This is a genomic window from Streptomyces alfalfae (genome assembly GCF_004127445.1).
Lineage (GTDB): Bacteria > Actinomycetota > Actinomycetes > Streptomycetales > Streptomycetaceae > Streptomyces > Streptomyces alfalfae.
In genome coordinates this window covers 384,175-406,914 of record NZ_QEXM01000025.1, presented here as the reverse complement: position 1 = coordinate 406,914, position 22,740 = coordinate 384,175, and the positions used below count along the sequence as shown (strand labels likewise).

The window sequence follows — 22,740 nt, the reverse complement described above, 5'->3', positions numbered from 1 at the left end:
GGGTGATTGACCTTCGCCTGCTCCGTGAGGACCCCGACCGTGTTCGCGCCTCCCAGCGCGCCCGTGGAGAGGACGTCGCGCTCGTCGACGCCCTGCTCTCCGCCGACGAGCGGCGCAGGTCGTCCGGCGTCCGCTTCGACGAGCTGCGCTCCGAGCAGAAGGCGCTCGGCAAGCTGATCCCCAAGGCCTCGCCCGAGGAGAAGCAGGAGCTCCTGAAGAAGGCGGGCGAACTCTCCGCCGCCGTCAAGGCCGCCGACGCCGCGCAGGACGAGGCCGACGAGGAGACCAAGAAGCTCCTTCAGCGGCTCGGCAACATCGTCCACGAGGACGTCCCGGTCGGCGGCGAGGAGGACTTCGTCGTCCTCGACACGATCGGCACCCCGCGCGACTTCGCGGCCGAGGGCTTCGAGCCGAAGGACCACCTGGAGCTCGGCGAGGCGCTCGGCGCCATCGACGTCGAGCGCGGCGCGAAGGTCTCGGGATCGCGCTTCTACTACCTGACCGGCGTCGGCGCGCTCCTGGAGCTCGCCCTGGTCAACGCGGCGATCGCGCAGGCGACGGAGGCCGGGTTCATCCCGATGCTGACGCCCTCGCTGGTCCGCCCGCGCGCCATGGAGGGCACGGGCTTCCTCGGCCAGGCCGCGGAGAACGTCTACCACCTGGAGAAGGACGACTACTACCTGGTCGGCACCTCCGAGGTCCCCCTCGCGGCGTACCACATGGACGAGATCATCGACGCCGACAAGCTCCCCCTGCGGTACGCGGGCTTCTCGCCCTGCTACCGCCGCGAGGCGGGCACCTACGGCAAGGACACCCGCGGCATCTTCCGCGTCCACCAGTTCGACAAGGTCGAGATGTTCTCGTACGTCGACCCGGCCGACGCCGAGAACGAGCACCAGCGTCTCCTGGAGTGGGAGAAGCAGTGGCTGAGCGGTCTCGGACTGCCCTTCCAGGTGATCGACGTGGCGACGGGTGACCTCGGCGCCTCGGCCTCGCGCAAGTTCGACTGCGAGGCGTGGATCCCCACCCAGGGCAAGTACCGCGAGCTGACCTCCGCGTCGAACTGCGACGGCTTCCAGGCCCGCCGCCTCTCCATCCGCTACCGCGACGGCAAGAAGGTCCAGCCGCTCTCGACCCTGAACGGCACGCTCTGCGCCGTCCCGCGCACGATCGTGGCGCTCCTGGAGAACCACCAGCAGGCCGACGGCTCCGTATGGGTGCCCGAGGTCCTGCGTCCGTACCTCGGGGGCCGAGAGATCCTGGAGCCCGTCGCCAAGTGAGCCAGCCAGCTCCGGTCACGCCGTCCTTCCCGTACAAGCTGGTCGCGACCGACCTCGACGGGACGCTGCTGCGCTCCGACGACACGGTGTCGGACCGCACGCGCGACGCCCTCGCCGCGGCCACCGCGGCGGGCGCGGCGCACATCGTCGTCACCGGTCGCGCGGTGCCGTGGACGCGGCACATCCTCGACGACCTCGGTTACGACGGCATAGCGGTGTGCGGGCAGGGCGCGCAGGTCTATCACGCGGGTGAGCACCGGCTGCTCACCTCCGTGACGCTCGACCGGCAGCTCGCGGGCCTGGCCCTGGCGAAGATCGAGGCGGAGATCGGCCCGTTGGCTCTCGCCGCGAGCCGCGACGGCATCGACGGCGAGGTCCTGGTCGGCCCGGGGTACGCGGTCCAGGACGGCCCGCTCCCCGTCATCTCCATGACGGACCCTTCCGACCTGTGGTCGGCCCCGCTGAACAAGGTGTACGTCCAGCATCCCGGCCTCGGCGACGACGCCCTCGCGGCCGTGGCGCACCAGGTGGCCGGGGACCTCGTCGGTGTGACGATGGCCGGTGAGGGCATAGTCGAACTGCTGCCGCTCGGCCTCACCAAGGCCACCGGCCTCTCCCTCGCGGCCCGCCGCCTGGGCGCGAAGGCCGTGGACACGATCGCCTTCGGCGACATGCCGAACGACATCCCCATGTTCGCCTGGGCGGCCCACGGCGTGGCCATGGCCAACGCCCACGAGGAACTCAAGGCAGTGGCCGACGAGGTGACGACGTCGAACGAGAAGGACGGCATCGCAGTCGTCCTCGAACGGCTGCTCGGCCGCTAGCACCGGGGCCGGTCCGGCCGGCCCCGGCCTTCCTTCTACTCCTCCCCGGCCAGCGTCAGCGACCTGAGCTTCTGGCCCGCGTACCAGGTGGCCGCGACGGTGACGATCACCAGGAGAACCGTCGCCGTCGGCAGGCCGACGTCGGACGTGATCAGGTCGCCCTCGCCTATCTTCTGGGCCACCGCGAGGGACCACTGCTGCACGCTGAGCGTGCGCGCACCGGCCACCAGCGACCCGAACAGCGCCTCCCAGACCAGTGCGTAGACCAGGCCGAAGACCACGGCGTGCCGGGTGACCGTGCCGAGGAGCAGGAAGATCGCGGCGTACGTGATGGAGGCGACCAGCGCCGCGATCGTGTGGGCCACGGCGATCTGCTGGCCGTTGCCGTTCAGGATCATGCCGGCGATGAAGGTGGGTATCGCGGAGAAGGCCATGGTCACGGCGATGGCGACGATCAGCTTGGTGGAGATGATCGTGGGCCGCTTGACCGGCTTGGAGAGCAGATAGACGACGGAGCCGTCGTCGATCTCGGGGCCGATGGCGCCGGTGCCCGCGATGACGCCGATGATCGGCACCATGGTGGCGAGGGCGAAGCCGCCCAAAACGTCGACGGCCACCTGGTCGTCGGCGCCGCTGAAGCCGCGCACCGCGGCGGCGATGACGATCAGCAGGACGGGCAGGGCGAAGAGGATCAGTGCCCGGCGGCGGCCGAGCAGGGCCCGGTAGGTGAGCCGGGCGACAGTGGGGTCGTACATGAAGGCTCCCTTCAGGCCGCGACGAGGTAGGAGAAGACCGACTCGAGGGACTCGTCCGACGGCGAGACCGTGAGGAGCCGGATGCCGTGCTCGCGGGCGACCCGGGGCAGCAGCGTGGTGAATCGGCCGAAGTCGACCGCCTGGATGCGCAACGCGCCCTCCTTGAGATCGACTTCGATCCCGGCCGTCGACGGATCGGCTATGAGCGCGGCGGCCAGGGCGCGGTCGTCGCTGGAACGGATCAGATAGCGGTGGGGCCGGTCGGTCATCAGGCGGCGGATCTTGCGGAAGTCACCGCTCGCCGCGTGCCGTCCGGCGACGATCACCTCGATGTGCGAGGCCAGTTGCTCGACCTCTTCGAGGATGTGCGAGGAGAACAGGACGGTGCGGCCCTGGTCGCCCATGGACCGCAGGAGCTCCATCAGCTGCATGCGCTGACGGGGGTCCATGCCGTTGAACGGCTCGTCGAGCAGCAGGACCGCGGGGTCGTGCACCAGGGCGGACGCCATCTTCACGCGTTGGCGCATGCCCTTGCTGTACGTGGAGATCTTCCGGTCCTGCGCGTACTCCATGTCGACGGTCGCCAGGGCCTTCTTGGCGGCCCGCTCGTCCAGGCCGTGCAGTTCGGCGTTGGCCACGACGAACTCGCGGCCGGTGAGGAAGTCGTACATCGCCTCGCGCTCGGGGACGATGCCGATGTCCTTGTAGATCTCCTCGTTGCGCCAGATCGGCCTGGCGTCGAGGGTGACGCTGCCCGTGGAAGGGGCGAGGAAGCCGCCCATCATATTGATGAGGGTCGACTTGCCGGCGCCGTTCGGGCCGAGGAGGCCGGTGACACCGGGGCCGATGTTCATGGTGATGTCGTTGACCGCCACCACGTTGCCGAACCAGCGGGACGTGTGGTCGATGCTGATGGTGGTCATGAGAGGCCGACCTTTCGGTAGCGGCGCATCAGCGCGCCATAGCAGCCGGCGATGAGGCCGAGGACGACGAGCACGTACACCACGCCGACGCCGGACGAAGGTCCGTCCCCGCCGGGGAAGGCCGAGGTCGCGCCGAGGAACGCCGTCTGCACACCGTCGATGAGCGTGATGGGCGAGAAGAGTCCGAGCCAGGCGATGGCGTCCGTGCTGCCCTGTTCGTAGGCGATGGCCTGGACCGTGGAGACCGCTCCGTAGGTGATGGTCAGCACGGCGATGACGGCCGCTATGCCGAAGCCGCGGCGGGGTGTGATCGCCGAGATGACGAGGGCGATGCCGGAGAAGAGGAGGGAGAGCAGCGCCACGGAGACCAGGCCCTGGCCGAAGCCCTCCGTCTGGTCCAGGAAGTCGAGCTTGGCCAGCAGTGCCCCTACGTAGAGCACGAGCAGCGGCGCGGCGGTGAGGACGAAGAGGGCGGAGGTCATGGCGGCGAACTTCGCGAGGACGTAGTCCCCCCGCTCTATGGGCCGGGAGAAGTAGAGGGGCACGGTCTTGAAGCGCAGGTCGCGGGAGACGGTCTGCGGCGCCTGGGCGGCGAGGAAAAGGCTGATGAGGGCCTGCATGACGATCGCGTAGCGCGTGTAGTCGACGGGGAGGTCCTTGGTTTTCGTCGCCACGGCGACGGCCACCATGATCGCCGCCGGCAGGCACATCACCGCGAAAAGGATCATGGGCAGGACCTTGGACTTGGCGGAGCGCCCGAGTCCGTATGCGCCGCGCAGGCTCTGGGAGAAGAGCGAGCGGCGGGCATAGGCACGGCCGAGCCGCGGTCCTTCGTAGTCGCGGTAGCCGATGTTGTGGATCTGGGTGGACTCAACGCTCATCGCGCCCGCCTCCTGTCTGCTGTGCGGCCGCGGTCGGCGCGGGGACCGCCACGGGGGCGGAGGCGGACTCCGGCCGTGCCGCGTCCGCCGCGTCCTTGTCCTTGAAGACCTCCGCGATGTGGTGCCTGCGCTGCTCCATCCGGATCAGGCCGAGGCCGAGGTCGGCGACGAGGTCCCGCACGAGGTCGTACGTCTCCTCGCCCTCGGCGGTGAGCAGGACCGTGTGGCCGGCGCCGGGCAGCTCGCCGCCGGTCTCCGTCTCCATGCCGCGCTCGCGCAGGGCCTCGCGCAACGCCCGTGTGCCGTCGGGGCATTCGTCGGAATCGGTGACCTCGACGGCCAGCGTCGTGGTGATCTGGGTGAAGTCGGTGGTGGAGCTGGAGCGCAGGAGCTTGCCGCCGTCGATGACGACGACGTGGTCGCAGGTGCGCTCCAGCTCGCCGAGGAGGTGCGAGGTGACGAGGACCGAGATGCCGAAGTCGGTGTGGACGCGGCGGATCAGGCCGAGCATCTCGTCGCGCCCGACCGGGTCGAGGCCGTTCGTCGGCTCGTCGAGGAAGACCAGCTGGGGGTCGTGCACCAGGGCCTGGGCGAGCTTGACGCGCTGTTTCATGCCCGTCGAATAGCCGCCGATCGGGCGGTACCTCTCCTCGTAGAGCCCGACGTGCCGCAGGGTGTCCGCGGTGCGCTCGCGGGCCGCGGTGGGCGGGAGCCCCGACATCCGCGCCATGTGGACGACGAACTCGGTGGCCGAGACGTCGGGCGGCAGGCAGTCGTGCTCCGGCATGTATCCGACGCGCTCGCGGATCTGGCCGCCGTTCGTGGCGACGTCCAGGCCGAGCACGGCGGCGCGGCCCTCCGTGGCGGGGGACAGACCCAGCAGGATCTTGATCAGTGTGGACTTGCCGGCTCCGTTGGCCCCGACGAGTCCGGTCACACCGGGCCCGATATCCATGGAGAGCCGGTCAAGCGCGGTCACCCTCGGGAACCGCTTGCTCAGGCTTTCGGTCGCGATCACAGTCACGATTCGACGGTAGTGGCGCGGGCCACATCCGTCGTCAGACCACGGTCTTGCGCTGCTCTCACTCTGGAGTATTACGGGCCCGTAAGGGTCATCCGGAGGTCGACCCCTGGGGGAACTTCCGGACCTGTCCCGGATGATCCGGCGGAACGGTTGACGCGGCCGTCGAGCATTGTCACATTCATCAGTGTCACGTTACGAGCGCGTACGGCGATGGCCGCACGGGCCGGGAACGCACGGGCCGGACACGGGACGGACGGTGACATGACCGCACGAGGCACAACGGAACTCCCCGCCGGGCTGCGGGGGTTCAGGGACGTGCAGGCTCTCGCGTACGCATGCGCGGAGACGGTCGCGGCCCAGCTCAGGCCGGGAGTGACGGAGCGCGAGGCCGCCCGGATGCAGCGCCTGTGGCTGCGGGAGCGGGGTGTGCGGGACTGGTTCCACCTGCCCTTCGCCTGGTTCGGGGATCGCACGGCGTTCGTGGACTTCCGGGTGCCGCTGCAGTTCTTCCCCACGAACCGCGCGCTGGAGCCGGGGATGCCCTTCATCCTCGACATGGCCCCGGTCCACCGGGGTTTCACGGCCGACATCGGCTACTCGGGCTGTCTGGGGCTCAACCCCGTGCACGACAAGCTCCTCGCCGACCTGGAGGCGCACCGCGAGCTGATCCTGCGCGAGGTGCGCGAGCGCCGCCCGCTGCGCGAGATATACGAGGACGTGGACCGCCTCATGGTCCGCCAGGGTTATGCCAACCGTCATCGCGCGTATCCCTTCGGGGTCGTCGCACACAAGGTCGACCGGGTCAAGGAGCGCCGTCTGTCGCCGCACTTCCTCGGGTTCGGCGCGCGGTCGCTGAAGGGGCTCGCGAGCGACGTGCTCCATGGCCACCGGGACGGATGGTCGCCCCTGTGGTCCCCCCACAAGTTCTTTGACCACCCTCCCCGGCAGGGGCTCTGGGCGGTCGAACCACACCTCGGGTTCCGGGGTACGGGCGCGAAGTTCGAGGAGATCCTGGTCGTCACCGACTCGAAGGATCCCGAGGAGAGCGCGTTCTGGCTGGACGACGACCTGCCGCATGTGCGGCGCTGGGCTGAGGAGAGGACCGCCGCATGACGACCGGAGCGGGGAGTCGGGACACCGACGGACTGAAGGGCGCGCGCGAGCACCGGGTGCGTACGGGCGGCGTGGAGCTGTGCGTCGCCGAGCTGGGCGATCCGTCGCGGCCCACGGTCGTGCTCGTCCACGGCTATCCGGACTCCAAGGAGGTCTGGACCGAGGTCGCCCGGCGCCTCGTGGACGACGGTGACTTTCACGTGGTGCTGTATGACGTGCGTGGTCACGGCGGGTCGACCGCGCCGAAGCCGTTGCGCGGGGGCTTCACCCTGGAGAAGCTGACCGACGACTTCGTGGCGGTGATCGACGCGGTGAGCCCGGACGGGCCGGTGCACGTGGTCGGACACGACTGGGGGTCGGTGCAGTCCTGGGAGTTCGTCACGGTGCAGCGCACCGAGGGCCGCATTGCCTCGTTCACGTCGATATCGGGCCCCTCGCTCGACCACTTCGGGCACTGGATCAAAAAACGCGTGGCCCGGCCGACTCCGCGCCGAGTGGGTCAACTGCTCGGCCAGGGCGCGAAGTCCTGGTACGTGTACCTGCTGCACACACCGGCCCTGCCGGAGCTGGCCTGGCGCGGCCCTCTCGGCAAGCGGTGGCCCAAGATCCTGGAGCGCGTGGAAAGGGTCCCGGCGGGCGACTACCCGACGTCCTCGCTGCCCCGGGACGCGGCGCACGGAGCGTGGCTCTACCGCGACAACGTCCGCGCGAGGCTGCGCAGGCCACGCGCCGATGCCTACGCCCACGCGCCCGTGCAGCTCATCATGGCCTCGGGGGACGTCTTCCTCTCCGAGCGTCTCTACGACGATCTCGGCCTCTGGGTCCCGCGGCTGGTCCGGCGCACCTTGCCGGCCAGGCACTGGGTGCCCCGCACCCGGCCCGACCAAGTGGCGGCCTGGGTGTCCGAGTTCGTGACGGCCAACGAGGGCGGCGCCGCTCCGCGGGAGCACATGGCCACGGGGAAGTACGCCGACCGGTTCGGGGGTCAGCTCGTCCTGGTCACGGGCGCGGCCGGCGGCATCGGGCGGGCCACGGCCTTCGCGTTCGCCGAGGCCGGGGCGCGCGTGGTGGCCGTCGACCGGGATGCGGAGGGCGCGGCCCGTACGGCGGAGCTGGCACGGCTGATCGGTGCGCCCGACGCCTGGGGCGAGACGGTCGACGTCTCCGACGAGCAGGCCATGGAGAAACTGGCCGAGAAGGTCACCAGGGAGTACGGCGTCGTCGACGTCCTGGTGAACAACGCGGGCATCGGTCTCTCCGGCCCCTTCCTCGACAGCAGCACGGCGGACTGGAAGGAAGTCCTCGACGTCAACCTGTGGGGTGTCATCCACGGCTGCCGGTTGTTCGGCAGGCAGATGGCCGAGCGGGGCCAGGGCGGCCACATCGTGAACATGGCGTCGGCGGCGGCGTTCCAGCCCTCCAGGGCGCTGCCCGCGTACGGCACGTCGAAGGCCGCGGTCCTCATGCTCAGCGAGTGCCTGCGCGCGGAGCTGGCGGGCCAGGACATCGGGGTCTCCGCGATCTGCCCCGGGATCGTCAACACCGGCATCACCTCGACCGCCCGCTTCACCGGTGTCGACGCCGAGGAGGAGAAGCGCCGCCGGAAGCGGAGCTCCCGGCTCTACGGCCTGCGCAACTACCCGCCGGAGAAGGTGGCCGACGCGGTCCTGCGCGCCGTCGCCGAGAACCGGGCGGTGGTGCCGGTCACCCCGGAGGCCCGGGGCGCCCGGCTCCTGTCCCGCTTCGCCCCCAAGGCCCTGCGCGCCATCGCCCGGTTGGAGCCACCGCTGTGAACACGGAGAGGGATGGCCGGCCCGAGGCCGAGCAAGTGCACGAGGAGCAGCAGCGGCACGGGGACGAGGGGTGCGGTGGACCTGCCGAACATGGGAGCGATGAGCGCGGCGGGCCCGCGGAGCACAGGGACGAGAAGCACGGCGGGACCACGGAGCGCAGGGACGAGAAGCGCGGTGAGCCCGCGGAGCACGGGGATGAGGAGCGCGGCGGGTCCGCCGAGCACCGGGCCGAGTACCGCATCGAGGACCTGGCCCACCACAGCGGTGCGACGGTCCGCACGATCCGGGCCTACCAGGACCGCGGCCTGCTCCCCCGCCCGGAGCGCCGCGGCAGGGCCAACGTCTACGGCGAGGCCCACCTGGCACGGCTGCGGCAGATAGCCGATCTGCTGGACCGCGGGTACACCCTGGCGTCCATCAAGGAGCTCCTGGAGGCCTGGGACGCGGGCCGGGGCCTCGGCGGGGTGCTCGGCCTGGCCGTGGAGGTGGACGGGCCCTGGACGGACGAGAAGGCCGACCGGATATCCCGTGCCGAGCTGGACGCGGCCTTCGGTGGCGCACCGGACGAGGCCGCTGTCGCGGACGCGGTCGCCCTGGGCGTGCTGGAGCCGATAGCAGGGCGTGAGGACGAGTTCCTGGTACCCAGTCCACAAGAGCTGGCTGTGGCCGTCGAGTTGCACGCGGCTGGCGTTCCGTTGTCGGCGATATCCGCCCATTTACGGGAGTTGCGGGGGCAGGTCGAGCATATAGCCGCCCGTTTCCTGGAGTTCACCACGGAGCACGTCTTCGCGCGTTATCTCGGCAGTCACCCGCCGACCGAGGCGGGAGCCGCCGAGGCCGCTGATCTCGTACGGCGTCTGCGGCCGCTCGCCCAGCAGTCGGTCGACGCGGAACTGGCACGGGCGATGCGGCTGTTCGCCGCGCGGCACCTCCGCCAGCAGCTGGCTCCGGGGAGGCCCGCCCAAAGCGTCGGCGGGACGGTTTCCGTCAGTCTGCCGGTCGGAACAATGCGCGCGGTGGAGGGCCTGGTTGGTGCCGAGCGGGCGGCCGAGTTCGTGGCTGCCGCCGCTGAACGGGAGGTCCGGGCACGGAGCTTGGACTCCATGACGGCAATGCACAGGGCAACTGCGGGAGTTACACAAAAGCCTTAAATGGCACGGCAGTTATCCACAGAATTGTCAATAGGCCTGTGGATAACCGCACTTGGTTGTGGATCAAACCTGGGAGGCGGCAGTGATGGATGAAAAGTCGGTGGACGAAAATCGAGTGCGCGGGAAACGGTTCGCCGTGACGCTGAGGAGATGAAAGAAGGAATGACCTCGCCGGACGAGAGCACGTACCCGCGAGCGAACCGGCCTCCGGCGTCGCCACCCGTGCCGCCCGCCGCACCACCCGCCACGTCGCTCGCCGCGTCACCTCCTGTGCCGGACGACCGACGCACCGTGAAAGTGTCCAAGTACCTGTCGAAGCACCTGCGCCACGAGCCGGGCCGGATCGGGATCACCCTCGACGAGCACGGCTGGGTGGGGATCGACACGCTCATCGCCGCCGCTGCCGCGCACCGCTTCCCGTTCAGCCGTGCCGAGCTGGAGCACGTGGTGGCTGTCAACGACAAGCAGCGCTTCGCCGTGGAGGACGGCCGTATCCGCGCCAGCCAGGGCCACTCCGTCGCCGTGGACCTCGACCTGCCCCCTGCGGCGCCGCCCGGCCACCTGTTCCACGGCACCGTGCCGGCTCGTCTGGCCGCCATCCGGGCCGAGGGGCTGCGGCCGATGAACCGGCACGCCGTGCACCTCTCGGCGGACCGCGAGACCGCCGGGCGGGTCGGTGCCCGGCGCGGGCGGCCCGTCGTCCTCTCCGTCGACGCCGGGGCGATGCACCGTGACGGCCACGTCTTCCACGTCAGCGCCAACGGGGTCTGGCTCACCGCGGCCGTCCCGCCGCGATACCTCCGCTTCCCCGGGCCTCGCTGAGCAGCCGGCACGTCGGCGGCAGGGCACGCCACCTGGGCCCTGAGCCACGGGCCCCCGGGCACAGGGGCACAGGGGCACCTGAGCCACGCCCGCCGCTCCGGCCGGGCATGATCATCTCCATGGAGCATCTGCACAGCAACGAGGCCGCCATCGAAGCCCTGCGCGAGGTCGCCCGCGAGTACAACCGGGAGATCGAGGTCTCGCACGACATCGGCGCCGACCAGACGTCGCGCCGCTCCGCCGCGGGGGTCGGCGTGACGACGGACCCGGACGGTTCGCTGCCCCACGAGGCACTCGTGGAGTTCGGCGGCTCGCCCCGGCTCATGGTGCGGCTCTTCCCCGAGGACGACGGTGACGCCGACGCCCTGATCACCGTCGAGGACGTCGAGTGCCACGACATCCAGCGCGACCAGGTACCCGCCTTCGTCCGCTCGGTCTTCGGCGGCCTCGCCCACGTCAAGGCCAAGCGCTTCCCGCCCGGCTACCGCCTGGTCGTGCCGCTGCCCGGTGACAAGACGTTCAAGGAGTACATCCCGATGGTGCTGCTCACGCCGTGGCTCAGCTCCCAGGTCCGCTGAGCGGCCGGCCGCTGCCTCAGATCCCTCCGAGCGGCCGGCCACTGCTCCCGGTCCGCTGAGTCGCCGGCCACTGCTCCCGGGTCCGCTGAGCGGCCGGGCTTCGGGCGGACATACGCTCGGGGCCATGAACCTGCGTCTGAGCACCGTGATCCTGCCTGTCCGCCGCTGGCACGAGGGTGGCAGGGAGCGCTGGCAGCGTGCGGAAGAGCTCGGTTTCCACACCGCGTACACCTATGACCACCTCTCCTGGCGGAGTTTCCGTGACGGGCCCTGGTTCGGGGCGGTGCCCACGCTGACCGCCGCCGCCGCGGCCACCGAGCGGATTCGCCTCGGCACCCTCGTGACCTCGCCCAACTTCCGGCACCCAGTGACCCTCGCCAAGGAGTTGATCACTCTCGACGACGTGTCGAACGGCCGGATCACCCTCGGCATCGGCGCGGGCGGCAACGGGTTCGACGCGACGGCGCTGCGGGCGAGCGGCGAGGAGCCCTGGACGCCGCGTGAGCGGGCCGACCACTTCGGCGAGTTCCTGCCCCTGCTCGACCGGCTCCTCACCGAGGACGTCGTCTCGTACGACGGAACGCACTACTCCGCCACCGAGGTGCGGAACATCCCCGGCTGCGTGCAGCGCCCGCGGCTGCCCTTCGCCGTGGCCGCGACCGGGCCGCGCGGGCTGCGGCTCGCCGCGCGCCACGGGCAGGCCTGGGTCACCACGGGCGACCCGAAGCTCTTCGAGACCGGCACCCCGGAGCAGTCACTTCAAGCCATCCGCGGACAGGTCGAGAAGCTCACGGCCGCCTGTGACGAGATCGGCCGGGACGTCGCCGACGTCGACAAGATCCTGCTGACCGGTTTCACGCCCGACCGGCCCCTGGACTCCTTCGACGCCTTCGTCGACTTCGCCGGTCACCACGCGGACCTGGGCTTCGACGAGATCGTGCTGCACTGGCCGCTGCCCGGCACCTGCTTCGCGGCGGACGAGAAGATCTTCGAGCGGATCGCCCTGGAGGCGTCGGGCCAGTTGAACACGGACGGGATCAAGTCCTGATGGCTCTCAGATGTGCGCCCCACCGCACGCCCGTGCACGTCGGTGCGGGACAATCGGTGGCGTGACCTCAGCTACCCCAGGGCCCCAGACCCCCGCCCCGAACGCCCCGGCCACGACCGACCGGACCGGCCGGATCGCCCGGACCGGCCAGGTCGACCGGCCCGGGCCGCGTCCGCGGCTGATCGCCACGGACCTGGACGGCACGCTGCTGCGCGACGACAAGACGGTCTCCGACCGCACGATCGCCGCGCTCGCCGCCGCCGAGGCCGCCGGGATCGAGGTCTTCTTCGTGACCGGCCGCCCGGCCCGCTGGATGGACGTCGTCAGCGCCCACGTCCACGGTCACGGCCTCGCCATCTGCGGAAACGGCGCGGCGGTGGTCGATCTGCACGGCGGCCCCGGCGCCCACAGCTTCGTCAAGGTCCGCGAGCTGGAGCGGGAGTGCGCCCTCGACGTCGTCCGCAGGGTCCGTGCCGCCTCACCGGGCACGTCCTTCGCGGTCGAGCGGACCGGGGGCCTGCACCACGAGGAGACGTATCCGCCGCTGCACATGGAGCCCGGCGAGAGCGTCGCGCCCGCCGAGAAGCTCCTCGCGGAGATCCCCGCGGACCCCGCGGTGGCCGAGCAGCCCGTGCTCAAGATCCTCGCCTTCCACCCGGAGCTCGCGCCCGACGACTTCCTGGTGGTGGCGCGGGCGGCCGTCGGGGACCGGGCGACGGTCACCCGTTCCAGCCCCAGCGCGCTCCTGGAGATCAGCGGCCCCGGCGTCTCCAAGGCCAGCACGCTGGAGCTGTGCTGCGCCGAGCGCGGCATCACGCCCGCCGAGGTCGTCGCCTTCGGGGACATGCCCAACGACATAGAGATGCTGAGCTGGGCGGGCACGTCGTACGCGATGGGCAACGCCCACCCCGACGTCATCGCCGCCGCCTCCGGCCGCACGGTCGCCAACAACGACGACGGCGTGGCCGTGGTGATCGAACAGATCCTGGCCGACCACCACCACGAGGCCCAGCGGCCCCCGGCCTAGGGCCCGCGCCCATGCCGGGCCGGGCTAATACGGAGCCTGCCAGACCACCGTCGTGCCGCCGCCGTCCTCGCCGGTGCCCGGCCCGTACCAGCTGTCGCCGCCCAGGGACTCGGCCCGCCGCTTGAGGTTCTTCAGGCCGCTGCGCCGGCCGCCCTCGGCGATGCCCACGCCGTCGTCGGCGACGGTCAGCCGTACGCCCTGGCTCCCGTCCGGCAGCGTCACCGTCGCGTCGACGACCACGTCGATACGGTCGGCCCGCGCATGGCGGAACGCGTTGGAGAGGGCCTCCCGCAGGGCCGCGATGAGGTTCTTGCCGGTCAGTTCGCCGACCACGGTGTCGACGGGGCCCACGAAGCGGTGCGAGGGCTGGAAGCCGAGCGGGACGGCGGCCATGTTGATCTCCCGGAGCACCCGCGTGCGCAGCCCCGACGGCGCCTCGGCCGGGCCCTGCTGCAGCGCGAAGATCGCCGTGCGGATCTCCTGGATGGTCACGTCCAGCTCGTCGACGGCCTTGCCCACGCCGACCTGCACCTCCGGCACGACCGACCGCCGCTGGGCGCTCTCCAGCATCATGCCGGTGGCGAACAGCCGCTGGATGACGAGGTCGTGCAGGTCCCTGGCGATCCGGTCGCGGTCCTCGTAGACCGCGAGGCGCTCACGGTCCCGCTGGGCGTCGGCCATCATCAGCGCGAGCGCGGCCTGCGAGGCGAACTGGATGGCGAGCGTCCGCTCGGCCCCGGTGAAGGGGCGTGCCCCACGCGCGCGTGGCGTGGCGAGCGTCCCCAGGACACGTCCGTCGCTCTGCAGTGGCAGGAGCATGACGGGGCCGTAGCGGTCGGCCAGTTCCGTCATGACCCGGGGGTCATCCGCCGCGTCGTCGATGAAGACGGGCTCTCCCGCGAGGAGCTGGGAGACGATGCGGCTCTCCGGGGGGACGGTCATGCCGAGCGCCCCGAGGGGCTCGGCCGAGGAGACCGCGACGACCTCCATGCCGCCCTCGTCGTCGGGCACCAGCACGATCCCCGCGGCCGATTCCGCGAGGCGCCTGGCCTGTTCGGCCACGACGGCGAGGGCGTCCTCCGCGTCGCTGCCGGAGAGCAGGGCCGTGGTGACCGCGACCGAGCCGTCGATCCAGCGTTCGCGCTGCTTGGCGGCCTCGTACAGACGCGCGTTGCCGATGGCGATGCCGGCCTCCGCGGCGAGGACGCGCACCATGTGAACGTCGTCGTCGTTGAACTCGGCCCCGTCCCGCTTCTCCGTCAGGTAGAGGTTGCCGAAGATCTCGCCCTGTACGCGGATGGGCACCCCGAGGAAGGTCCGCATCGGCGGGTGGTGGGCCGGGAAGCCGCAGGAGCGGGGGTCGGTGGAGAGATCGGAGAGGCGCAGCGTCCTCGGCTGGTGGATCAGCGCGCCGAGCAGGCCTCTGTGCCCGTCGGGCAGCCGTCCGATGCGGTCGGCAGTCTCCTCGCCGATGCCGTGGTGGACGAAGTCGGAGAGCCCTTCGCCGTCCTCGGCGACGACGCCGATCGCCGCGTAGCGGGCGTCCGCGAGTTCGGCGGCGGTCTCGCAGATGCGGTCCAGGGTGACGTGGAGTTCCAGCCCGGTGCCCACCGACCGCATGGCTTCGAGGAGCTGCGGCACCCGCTTGGCCAGCTCGGGCGTGAGTCCCTGGAGGCCGCGCGCCGCCGCCTGCCCCGGGCGGGACGTGCCGTCGGGGAGCGGTGAATCGGCGGAGGCCGGAGGCAGGGACATGGCTTTGAGCCTAGTAAGTCCTATTTACGGGGGAAAGTCGGAGCCGTGCCGGGCCCCGGAAAGCCGCCGGGGGCGGCGGCCTCGGTCAGGCGGGGCCGCCCTCACCCCACCGCCAGCAGATCCGCCGTCCGCTCCACGTCCAGCATCCGCCGCAGCGGACCCTCCACCGCCGCGAGCTCCGCGTAGGTGCCGCGCTGCGCCACCCGGCCCCCGTCGAGGACGATCACCTCGTCCACCGCGTCGAGCCCGGCGAGCCGGTGGGTGATGAGCAGCGTCGTCCGCCCCTCCGTCGCGGCCATCAGGTCGGCGGTGAGGGCGTCCGCGGTCGGCAGGTCGAGGTGCTCGGCCGGCTCGTCGAGGACGAGTACGGGGAAGTCCGCGAGCAGCGCGCGAGCCAGCGCGAGCCGCTGCCGCTGGCCCCCGGAGAGCCGGGCGCCGTGCTCGCCGACCAGTGTGTCGAGCCCCTGTGGCAGCGAGTCGGCCCAGCCGTCGAGCCGTGCCCGCGCGAGGGCGGCCCGCAGCTCGGCGTCCGTGGCGTCCTTCTTGGCGAGCAGCAGGTTCTCGCGGACCGAGCTGTCGAAGATGTGCGCGTCCTGGGCGCAGAGCCCGACCATGCGGCGCACGGTGTCGCCGTCGAGCGTCGCCGCGTCCGTGCCGCCCAGCGAGTACGTCCCCTCGGACGCGCCGAGGAACCGCAGGAGCACCTGGGCGAGCGTCGTCTTGCCCGAGCCCGAGGGGCCCACGACGGCGATCCGCCGGCCCGGCTCCAGCGTCAGGCTCACGCCCGCGAGCGCGGGGGCGTCGGGCGACTGGCCCGCGTGGCGGGCGTGCAGTGCCTCGACCCGGAGCGGGAAGGGCGTGGCCGGCGCCTCGGCGGGAACAGCGGGCTCCGGAACCGGCTCGGCGGCGTCCAGGACCTCGTACACGCGCTCCGCGCTCCTGATGACCCGCTGCCGGTACTGGACGGCGAGGGGCAGGCCGATGACCGCTTCGAAGGCGGCGAGCGGGGTGAGCACCACGACGGCCAGGGCGAGTCCGTCGAGCCGCCCGTCCCGCACGGCCTGGACCCCGACGAGCGCGGCGGCGGCCACCGTGAGCCCGGTGGCGAGCGCGCCGAGTCCGTTGCCGAGCGCGGTGGCTCCGGCCTGCCGGGAGGCGATCCGCGTCAGCTCGGCGTCGGCCTCCCTGGCCTTGGCCGTACGACGGCCCAGCGCACCGGCGACGGTCAGCTCGGCGGTCCCGGTCAGCAGATCGGTGACGCGGGTGGCGAGCGCCCCGCGTGCGGGGGCCAGCCTCCGCTCGGCGCGCCGCGCCACGGCACCGCTCAGCAGCGGCGCCCCGACGCCCGCGACGAGCAGCCCGGCGGCGAGCACGGCGCCCGCCTCGGGCAGCAGCCAGGCGGTGAACCCGACGGCCCCGGCGCCCACGAACGCGGCGGCGGACGCGGGCAGCAGCCAGCGCAGCCAGTAGTCCTGCAAGGCGTCGACGTCGGCGACCAGGCGGGAGAGGAGATCCCCCCGGCGGGCGGTGCGCAGACCTGCGGGGGCGAGGCGTTCGAGGCGCCGGTAGACCGCGACGCGGGTGTCGGCGAGCATGCGGAGCACCGCGTCGTGCGAGACGAGCCGCTCGGCGTAGCGGAAGACGGCGCGGCCGATGCCGAAGGCACGGGTCGCCGTCACGGCGATCATCAGGTACATCACCGGCGGCTGCTCCGAGGCCCGCGAGATCAGCCACCCCGAGGTGGCCATGAGCCCCACGGCGCTGCCGAGCGCGAGGCTTCCGAGCAGCAGCGCGAGCCCGAGCTGCGCCCGCCGCGCCCGAGCGGCCTCCCGTACGCGGGCGAGCACGCCGCGCGGCTGCGCCGGGCTCTGGCTCCGGGGGCCGTCCACGGGTGCGTCGTCACCGACGGCCTCGGGCCGGCCCGGGGCCTCGCGCGTCCCGCCGGGGCGCTCCGCCGTGCCGGAGAGCGGAGTCGTGCCCGTCCGCGTCTCGGCGGCGGGCAGCCGCACCACCCGGTCCGCGACGGCGAGCAGCGCGGGCCTGTGCACGACCAGCAGCACGGTCCGGCCCACGGCCAGGCGTCGCACCGCCTCCACGACCTCCGCCTCGGTCCCGCCGTCGAGCGCGGCCGTGGGCTCGTCGAGCAGGACCACGGGGCGGTCGGCGAGGAACGCGCGTGCCAACGCGAGCCGCTGCCGCTGCCCGGCCGAGAGCCCGCCCCCGTCCTCCCCGAGGACCGTCTCCGTCCCCTGGGGCAGCGCGTCCACGAAGGACAGCGCACCGGCGGCCCGCAGGGCGTCCCGCACCTGCTCCGGGTCCGCCGACGGCTTGGCCAGCCGTACGTTCTCCGCGATGGACCCGGCGAAGAGGTGCGGCCGCTGCGGCACCCACGCGATCCGCTCCCGCCAGAGCTCGGGGGACACCTCCGCCAGGTCGACGCCCCCGACGCGGACCCGCCCGCCGGTGGGCCCGACGAACCCGAGCACCACGTTCAGGAGGGTCGACTTGCCCGCCCCGCTCGGCCCGACGAGGGCCACCGTCTCCCCGTGCCCCACCTCGAAGGAGACCCCGCGGACCGCGTCGGCGCCCCGGCCCGGATACCGCACCGACACGTTCTCCACGCTCAGCGCGCCCGAGGGCACAGGCCCGCTCCCGGCGGCCGGAACGGGCGCCTCGAGCACCTCGAAGATCTCCTCGGCGGCTGCCAGGCCCTCAGCCGCCGCGTGGTACTGCGCCCCGACCTGGCGGAGCGGCAGATAGGCCTCGGGCGCCAGGACGAGGATGACCAGACCCACGTACAAGTCCATCTCGCCGTGGACGAGCCGCATGCCGATGGTGACCGCGACCAGCGCGACCGAGATCGTGGCGAGGAGTTCCAGGGCGAACGAGGAGAGGAAGGCGATCCGCAGCGTCCGCATGGTCGCCCGGCGGTACTCGCCGGTGATCTTCCTGATCGACTCGGCCTGGGCCTTGGCGCGGCCGAACACCTTGAGGGTGGGCAGGCCCGCCACGACGTCCAGGAAGTGGCCGGAGAGCCGTGAGAGCAGCCGCCACTGGCGGTCCATCCGGTTCTGGGTCGCCCAGCCGATGAGGATCATGAAGACCGGGATGAGCGGGAGCGTCACGACGATGATCGCCGCCGACACCCAGTCCTCGGTCACGACGCGGGCGAGCACCGCCACCGGCACGACCACGGCGAGCCCGAGCTGCGGCAGATAGCGGGAGAAGTAGTCGTCCAGGGCGTCCACGCCCCGTGTCGCGAGCGAGACCAGGGAGCCGGTGCGCTGCCCGCTCAGCCAGCCGGGGCCGAGCGCGGCGGCCCTCTCCAGGAGCCGCCCGCGCAGCTCGGACTTGACGGCCGCGCTCGCCCGGTGCGCCGCGAGCTCGGTCAGCCAGGAGACGAGTCCCCGGCCCGCCGCGACCAGGGCGAGCAGCAGCAGCGGCGTGCCCAGGTCGGCGACGGAGAGGTCCTGCTGGAAGGCGCCCACCACGATCTCGGCGATGAGCATCGCCTGACCGATGACCAGCCCCGCCCCGACCAGGCCCAGGGCCACGACGGCGACGAGGAAGAGGCGCGTGGCGCGGGCGTACCGCAGCAGACGCGGGTCGATTGGTTTCACGTGAAACACACCCTCCGGGGCGAGTCAGTGCGCGGCGTCGGCGATGTGCTGCGTCCCGATCCGCTTGCGGAACACCCAGTACGTCCACCCCTGGTAGAGCAGGACGACGGGCGTCGCGATGACCGCGCACCAGGTCATGATCCGCAGCGTGTACGGGCTCGACGAGGCGTTGGTGACCGTGAGGCTCCACTCCTCGTTCAGCGACGACGGCATGACGTTCGGGAAGAGCGTCAGGAAGAGCATCGCGACGGCCGCCGCGATCGTGACGCCCGACAGCGCGAACGACCAGCCCTCGCGCCCCGCCTTGATGGCCACGATGGCTCCGAGCAGCGCCAGGACCGCCACCACCATCGCGATCAGGCTCTTGCCGTCACCCTTGTCGGCCTGCGTCCAGAGCAGGAACCCGAGCGCGAGCACCGCCGTGACGAGCCCGAGGCCCAGTGCCGCCTTGCGGGCCCGTACCCGGATGTCGCCCACCGTCTTGAGCGAGGCGAACACCGCTCCGTGGAAGGTGAACAGCGTCAGCGTGACGAGACCGCCCAGGATCGCGTACGGGTTGAGCAGGTCGAAGAAGGAACCCACGTACTCCTTGTGGGCGTCGATCTCCACGCCGCGCACGATGTTCCCGAAGGCGACGCCCCACATGACCGCGGGGATCAGCGACGTCCAGAAGATCGCGTGCTCCCAGTTGGTCTGCCACCGCTCCTCCGGCCGCTTCGCCCGGTACTCGAAGGCCACGCCCCGCACGATCAGGCAGACCAGGATGAGCAGCAGCGGCAGGTAGAAGCCGGAGAACAGCGTCGCGTACCACTCGGGGAAGGCGGCGAAGGTCGCGCCGCCCGCCGTGAGCAGCCACACCTCGTTGCCGTCCCAGACGGGGCCGATGGTGTTGATGAGGACCCGCTTCTCCACCCGGTTCCGGGCGAGCAGCTTGGTCAGGACCCCGATGCCGAAGTCGAAGCCCTCCAGGAAGAAGTAGCCGATCCACAGGACGGCGATCAGTACGAACCATATGTCGTGAAGTTGCATGGCCTGGTCGCTCCTTCCTTCAGTACGAGAAGGCCATGGGCCGGTCGGCGTCGGCGTCGGAATCGCTGTCCGAGCCCTTGCCCGAGCCGGGGCCCCCGATCTTGGTCGGTGGGTTCAGGTCCGCCTCCGTGAGCTCGGGCGGCCCCTGCCTGACGTACTTGAGCAGCAGCCTCACCTCGATCACGGCGAGGACCGCGTAGATCAGCGTGAAGCCGATCAGCGAGGTGAGCACTTCGCCCTGGGAGACGCCGGGGGAGACCGCGTCCTCGGTGCGCAGCACGCCGTAGACCACCCAGGGCTGCCGGCCCGTCTCGGTGAAGATCCAGCCCCAGGCCGTGCCGATGAGGGGGAAGATCAGCGTCCACTGCGAGAGCCGCCACCACCACGAGCCGATCCTGGGAGCGAGCTCCCGGTTCTTGGTGAGCATGAGCTTGGGGATCTCGTCCGCCCCCGTGCGGTGCTCGGGCGCCAGCCAGAACTTTTTCCGCGTCAGCCAGAGGCCCGCCGTGCACAGGGCCATCGAGACCCCGCCGAAGCCGATCATCCAGCGGTAGGACCAGTAGGCGGTGGGGATGTTGGGCCGGTAGTCGCCGGGCCCGAACTTCTCCCGCGCCTCCTTGTTGAGGTCGTTGATGCCGGGGATCTCGGCGTGGAAGTTGTTCTTGGCCAGGAAGGACAGGACGCCGGGGACCTCGATGGCCACCTTGTTGTGTCCCTCGGAGACGTCCCCGTAGGCGAAGATCGAGAACGGCGCCGGCTTCTCCGACTCCCACAGCGCCTCGGCCGCCGACATCTTCATCGGCTGCTGCTCGTACATGACCTTGCCGAGGGTGTCGGCGCTGACCACGGTGAGCAGCGTGCCCACGAAGGCGGTGACCAGGCCGAGCCGCAGCGAGGTGCGCATGGTGCGGATGTGCCGCTTCTTGCGCAGGTGGACGATGGCGATGCCGGTCATGAAGGCGCCGCCGACCAGGATGGCCGCCGAGATGACGTGGAAGAAGTTGACCAGCGCCGTCTCCTGGAAGAGCACCTTCGCGAAGTCGGTGAGCTCCGCGCGCTTGACGCCGTCCCGCTCCACGATCTTGTAGCCGACCGGGTGCTGCATAAAGGCGTTGGCGGCGATGATGAAGTACGCCGAGAGGATCGTGCCGATCGAGACGATCCAGATCGTGGCGCAGTGCAGCTTCTTGGGGAGCTTGTCCCAGCCGAAGATCCACAGGCCGATGAAGGTCGACTCGAAGAAGAAGGCGATCAGCGCCTCGAAGGCCAGCGGCGCCCCGAAGACGTCCCCGACGAAGCGCGAGTAGTCGGACCAGTTCATGCCGAACTGGAACTCCTGCACGATGCCGGTGACGACCCCCATCGCGATGTTGATCAGGAACAGCTTGCCCCAGAACTTGGTCGCTCTGAGGTAGTGCTCCTTGCCCGTGCGGACCCAGGCGGTCTCGAGGATCGCCGTCAGGGCGGCGAGGGAGATCGTCAGGGGAACGAACAGGAAGTGGTAGACGGTCGTGATGCCGAACTGCCATCGCGCCAATGTCTCCGGCGCCAGAGCCAGGTCCACTGCGTCATCTCCTTACTCGCCGTGGTCAAAGCGGCAGTTTGTACCCGCCTGTCCCGTTGATCTCCGGAGGAACCGGGCACGCTTGTGAACGCGTTCACATTCACAAGCATTATGTCGTACCGGATTCACGCATCCCAAGGGGGGTCCCTGTCTTGCTCGTCACAGCGCCCCCTCGGGCGTGGAGGGATACGAACACAAGTGCGAACACGGGTATGGCTTCCGGGGCCCGAACACGGCCAGGGGCGGGCACGGCTACGCCACCGATGCCCGGCCGGGAGCCTTGGGGCGGGTACGGCCACCGAGGCCCGGGCCGGGGCCCGCCGACCGCACGCGAGAAGGCCCCGGCTCTCGCGAGTCCGGGGCCTTGCCGTGATCAAGGGCGCGGGAAGAGGCGCGCGAGGCGAAGCTCCGCGCCGGCCGGGGGTCAGAGCTCCTTGCGGAACTCCTCGGCCGCCCGCAGGAAGATGTCGTTGGCCTCGGTCTCGCCGATCGTGGCCCGCATCCCCTCGCCCGCGAACGGCCGCACCACGACGCCCGCCTTCTCACAGGCGGCGGCGAAGTCGGTCGTACGGTCGCCGAGCCGCAGCCAGACGAAGTTCGCCTGCGTCTCGGGCACCGTCCAGCCCTGGCCCCGCAGCGCGTCGACCACCCGCGTCCGCTCGGCGACCAGCGCGCCGACGCGGCCCATCAGCTCGTCCTCGGCCCGCAGCGACGCCACGGCCGCGTCCTGCGCGAGCTGGCTCACACCGAAGGGCACCGCCGTCTTGCGCAGCGCGGCGGCCACCGGCTCGTGGGCGACCGCGAAGCCGACGCGCAGCCCCGCGAGGCCGTACGCCTTGGAGAACGTCCGCAGGACGCAGACGTTGGGACGGTCGCGGTAGATCTCGACGCCGTCCGGGACCTCGGGGTCACGGATGAACTCGCGGTACGCCTCGTCGAGCACCACGAGGACGTCGCTCGGCACCCGGTCGAGGAACCGTTCGAGCTCGGCCCTGCGGACCACGGTGCCGGTGGGGTTGTTGGGGTTGCAGACAAAGATGAGGCGGGTGCGGTCCGTGATGGCGGCGGCCATCGCGTCCAGGTCGTGCACCTCGCCCTCCGTCAGCGGCACCCGCACCGACGTCGCCCCGCTGACCTGCGTGATGATCGGGTACGCCTCGAAGGACCGCCAGGCGTAGATGACCTCGTCACCCGGGCCCGCGGTCGCCTGGAGCAGCTGCTGGGCGACGCCGACGGAGCCGGTGCCGGTCGCGATGTGCGACGCCGGCACCCCGAAGCGGTCGGCCAGCTCGCTCATCAGGGCCGTGCAGGCCATGTCGGGGTAGCGGTTGAAGGACGCGGCGGCGGCGAGCGTGCTCTCCATGACGCCCGGCAGCGGCGGGTAGGGGTTCTCGTTGGAGGACAGCTTGTAGGCCGCGGGACCGTCCGTCGCGGCGGGCTTGCCCGGCTTGTAGGTGGGAATACCCTCCAGCTCGGCGCGCAGCCTCGGGCTCGTCTCGCTCACCGCAGTCCTCCTCGTGCCAGTGCCAACACAGTTCGAATACTGCTTACCTTAT

General features: G+C 71.3%; 18 protein-coding genes. 9 read left to right on the top strand and 9 right to left on the bottom strand.

Annotated features, from left to right (window positions below; translation table 11 throughout):
- Window positions 1-2: 2 nt before the first annotated feature.
- Together serS and DCW30_RS11355 are read left to right on the top strand one after the other, a co-directional pair.
- Complete coding sequence (gene serS / locus DCW30_RS11360) at window positions 3-1,280, top strand: serine--tRNA ligase (protein ID WP_062771333.1); 1,278 nt, start codon at window positions 3-5, stop codon at window positions 1,278-1,280.
- On the top strand, window positions 1,277-2,104 hold the full coding sequence (locus DCW30_RS11355) for an HAD family hydrolase (protein ID WP_076685378.1): 828 nt from the start codon (window positions 1,277-1,279) through the stop codon (window positions 2,102-2,104). Before serS ends, DCW30_RS11355 begins: the two co-directional genes overlap by 4 nt.
- A gap of 35 nt (window positions 2,105-2,139) precedes the next feature.
- Here the strand turns inward: DCW30_RS11355 and DCW30_RS11350 are convergent, their stop codons facing one another.
- The 4 genes from DCW30_RS11350 to DCW30_RS11335 are packed head-to-tail and all read right to left on the bottom strand — an operon-like array spanning window position 2,140 to window position 5,681.
- Complete coding sequence (locus DCW30_RS11350) at window positions 2,140-2,859, bottom strand: ABC transporter permease (RefSeq protein ID WP_062771335.1); 720 nt, start codon at window positions 2,857-2,859, stop codon at window positions 2,140-2,142.
- An 11-nt stretch (window positions 2,860-2,870) separates the two neighbouring features.
- Window positions 2,871-3,782 carry an ABC transporter ATP-binding protein gene (locus DCW30_RS11345; RefSeq protein WP_062771336.1) on the bottom strand — a complete coding sequence of 304 codons (912 nt, stop codon included), beginning with the start codon at window positions 3,780-3,782 and terminating at the stop codon, window positions 2,871-2,873.
- The gene (locus tag DCW30_RS11340; protein WP_076685377.1) at window positions 3,779-4,663 is read right to left on the bottom strand and encodes an ABC transporter permease; all 885 of its coding nucleotides are present in this window, start codon (window positions 4,661-4,663) and stop codon (window positions 3,779-3,781) included. Before DCW30_RS11340 ends, DCW30_RS11345 begins: the two co-directional genes overlap by 4 nt.
- Complete coding sequence (locus DCW30_RS11335) at window positions 4,653-5,681, bottom strand: ABC transporter ATP-binding protein (protein ID WP_076685376.1); 1,029 nt, start codon at window positions 5,679-5,681, stop codon at window positions 4,653-4,655. Before DCW30_RS11335 ends, DCW30_RS11340 begins: the two co-directional genes overlap by 11 nt.
- 267 nt (window positions 5,682-5,948) lie before the next feature.
- Between DCW30_RS11335 and DCW30_RS11330 the strand changes: the two genes are divergently transcribed.
- From DCW30_RS11330 to DCW30_RS11300, 7 genes are all read left to right on the top strand, one after another.
- Complete coding sequence (locus DCW30_RS11330; protein ID WP_076685375.1) at window positions 5,949-6,800, top strand: M24 family metallopeptidase; 852 nt, start codon at window positions 5,949-5,951, stop codon at window positions 6,798-6,800.
- Window positions 6,797-8,593, top strand: coding sequence for an SDR family oxidoreductase (locus DCW30_RS11325; protein ID WP_076685374.1), 1,797 nt, complete (start codon window positions 6,797-6,799; stop codon window positions 8,591-8,593). The genes DCW30_RS11330 and DCW30_RS11325 overlap by 4 nt, the downstream gene beginning before the upstream one ends.
- 239 nt (window positions 8,594-8,832) lie before the next feature.
- On the top strand, window positions 8,833-9,744 hold the full coding sequence (locus tag DCW30_RS11320) for a MerR family transcriptional regulator (protein WP_076689090.1): 912 nt from the start codon (window positions 8,833-8,835) through the stop codon (window positions 9,742-9,744).
- Between the two features lie 291 nt (window positions 9,745-10,035).
- Entirely contained in the window at window positions 10,036-10,566 is a 531-nt protein-coding gene (locus DCW30_RS11315; RefSeq protein ID WP_076685373.1) for an RNA 2'-phosphotransferase, read from the top strand.
- A gap of 107 nt (window positions 10,567-10,673) precedes the next feature.
- A complete protein-coding gene (locus tag DCW30_RS11310; RefSeq protein ID WP_076685372.1) occupies window positions 10,674-11,144 on the top strand; it encodes a hypothetical protein in 471 nt (156 codons plus the stop codon).
- 124 nt (window positions 11,145-11,268) lie between these two features.
- Window positions 11,269-12,192: an LLM class flavin-dependent oxidoreductase gene (locus tag DCW30_RS11305; RefSeq protein ID WP_076685371.1), complete on the top strand. Its 924-nt coding sequence runs from the start codon at window positions 11,269-11,271 to the stop codon at window positions 12,190-12,192.
- A 61-nt stretch (window positions 12,193-12,253) separates the two neighbouring features.
- On the top strand, window positions 12,254-13,219 hold the full coding sequence (locus tag DCW30_RS11300) for a Cof-type HAD-IIB family hydrolase (protein ID WP_373569053.1): 966 nt from the start codon (window positions 12,254-12,256) through the stop codon (window positions 13,217-13,219).
- 24 nt (window positions 13,220-13,243) lie between these two features.
- Here the strand turns inward: DCW30_RS11300 and DCW30_RS11295 are convergent, their stop codons facing one another.
- The 5 genes from DCW30_RS11295 to hisC form a co-directional block, all read right to left on the bottom strand.
- A complete protein-coding gene (locus tag DCW30_RS11295) occupies window positions 13,244-14,971 on the bottom strand; it encodes a GAF domain-containing sensor histidine kinase (protein WP_079250055.1) in 1,728 nt (575 codons plus the stop codon).
- Window positions 14,972-15,072: 101 nt separating this feature from the next.
- Window positions 15,073-18,591 (bottom strand): thiol reductant ABC exporter subunit CydD, encoded by a 3,519-nt coding sequence (gene cydD / locus DCW30_RS11290; RefSeq protein WP_076685370.1) that lies wholly within the window; start codon window positions 18,589-18,591, stop codon window positions 15,073-15,075.
- Between the two features lie 24 nt (window positions 18,592-18,615).
- A complete protein-coding gene (cydB, locus tag DCW30_RS11285; RefSeq protein ID WP_076685369.1) occupies window positions 18,616-19,620 on the bottom strand; it encodes a cytochrome d ubiquinol oxidase subunit II in 1,005 nt (334 codons plus the stop codon).
- 19 nt (window positions 19,621-19,639) lie between these two features.
- Entirely contained in the window at window positions 19,640-21,184 is a 1,545-nt protein-coding gene (locus tag DCW30_RS11280) for a cytochrome ubiquinol oxidase subunit I (protein ID WP_076685368.1), read from the bottom strand.
- A gap of 424 nt (window positions 21,185-21,608) precedes the next feature.
- Entirely contained in the window at window positions 21,609-22,688 is a 1,080-nt protein-coding gene (gene hisC / locus DCW30_RS11275; protein ID WP_076685367.1) for a histidinol-phosphate transaminase, read from the bottom strand.
- Between the last annotated feature and the right edge of the window lie 52 nt (window positions 22,689-22,740).

What these genes read in the sequence shown, in the direction of transcription:
- DCW30_RS11350 (WP_062771335.1), bottom strand. Translation starts at nt 2,859, where the DNA reads ATGTACGACCCCACTGTCGCCCGGCTCACCTACCGGGCCCTGCTCGGC.
- DCW30_RS11345 (WP_062771336.1), bottom strand. Translation starts at nt 3,782, where the DNA reads ATGACCACCATCAGCATCGACCACACGTCCCGCTGGTTCGGCAACGTG.
- DCW30_RS11340 (WP_076685377.1), bottom strand. Translation starts at nt 4,663, where the DNA reads ATGAGCGTTGAGTCCACCCAGATCCACAACATCGGCTACCGCGACTAC.
- DCW30_RS11330 (WP_076685375.1), top strand. Translation starts at nt 5,949, where the DNA reads ATGACCGCACGAGGCACAACGGAACTCCCCGCCGGGCTGCGGGGGTTC.
- DCW30_RS11325 (WP_076685374.1), top strand. Translation starts at nt 6,797, where the DNA reads ATGACGACCGGAGCGGGGAGTCGGGACACCGACGGACTGAAGGGCGCG.
- DCW30_RS11310 (WP_076685372.1), top strand. Translation starts at nt 10,674, where the DNA reads ATGATCATCTCCATGGAGCATCTGCACAGCAACGAGGCCGCCATCGAA.
- DCW30_RS11305 (WP_076685371.1), top strand. Translation starts at nt 11,269, where the DNA reads ATGAACCTGCGTCTGAGCACCGTGATCCTGCCTGTCCGCCGCTGGCAC.
- DCW30_RS11295 (WP_079250055.1), bottom strand. Translation starts at nt 14,971, where the DNA reads ATGTCCCTGCCTCCGGCCTCCGCCGATTCACCGCTCCCCGACGGCACG.
- cydB (WP_076685369.1), bottom strand. Translation starts at nt 19,620, where the DNA reads ATGCAACTTCACGACATATGGTTCGTACTGATCGCCGTCCTGTGGATC.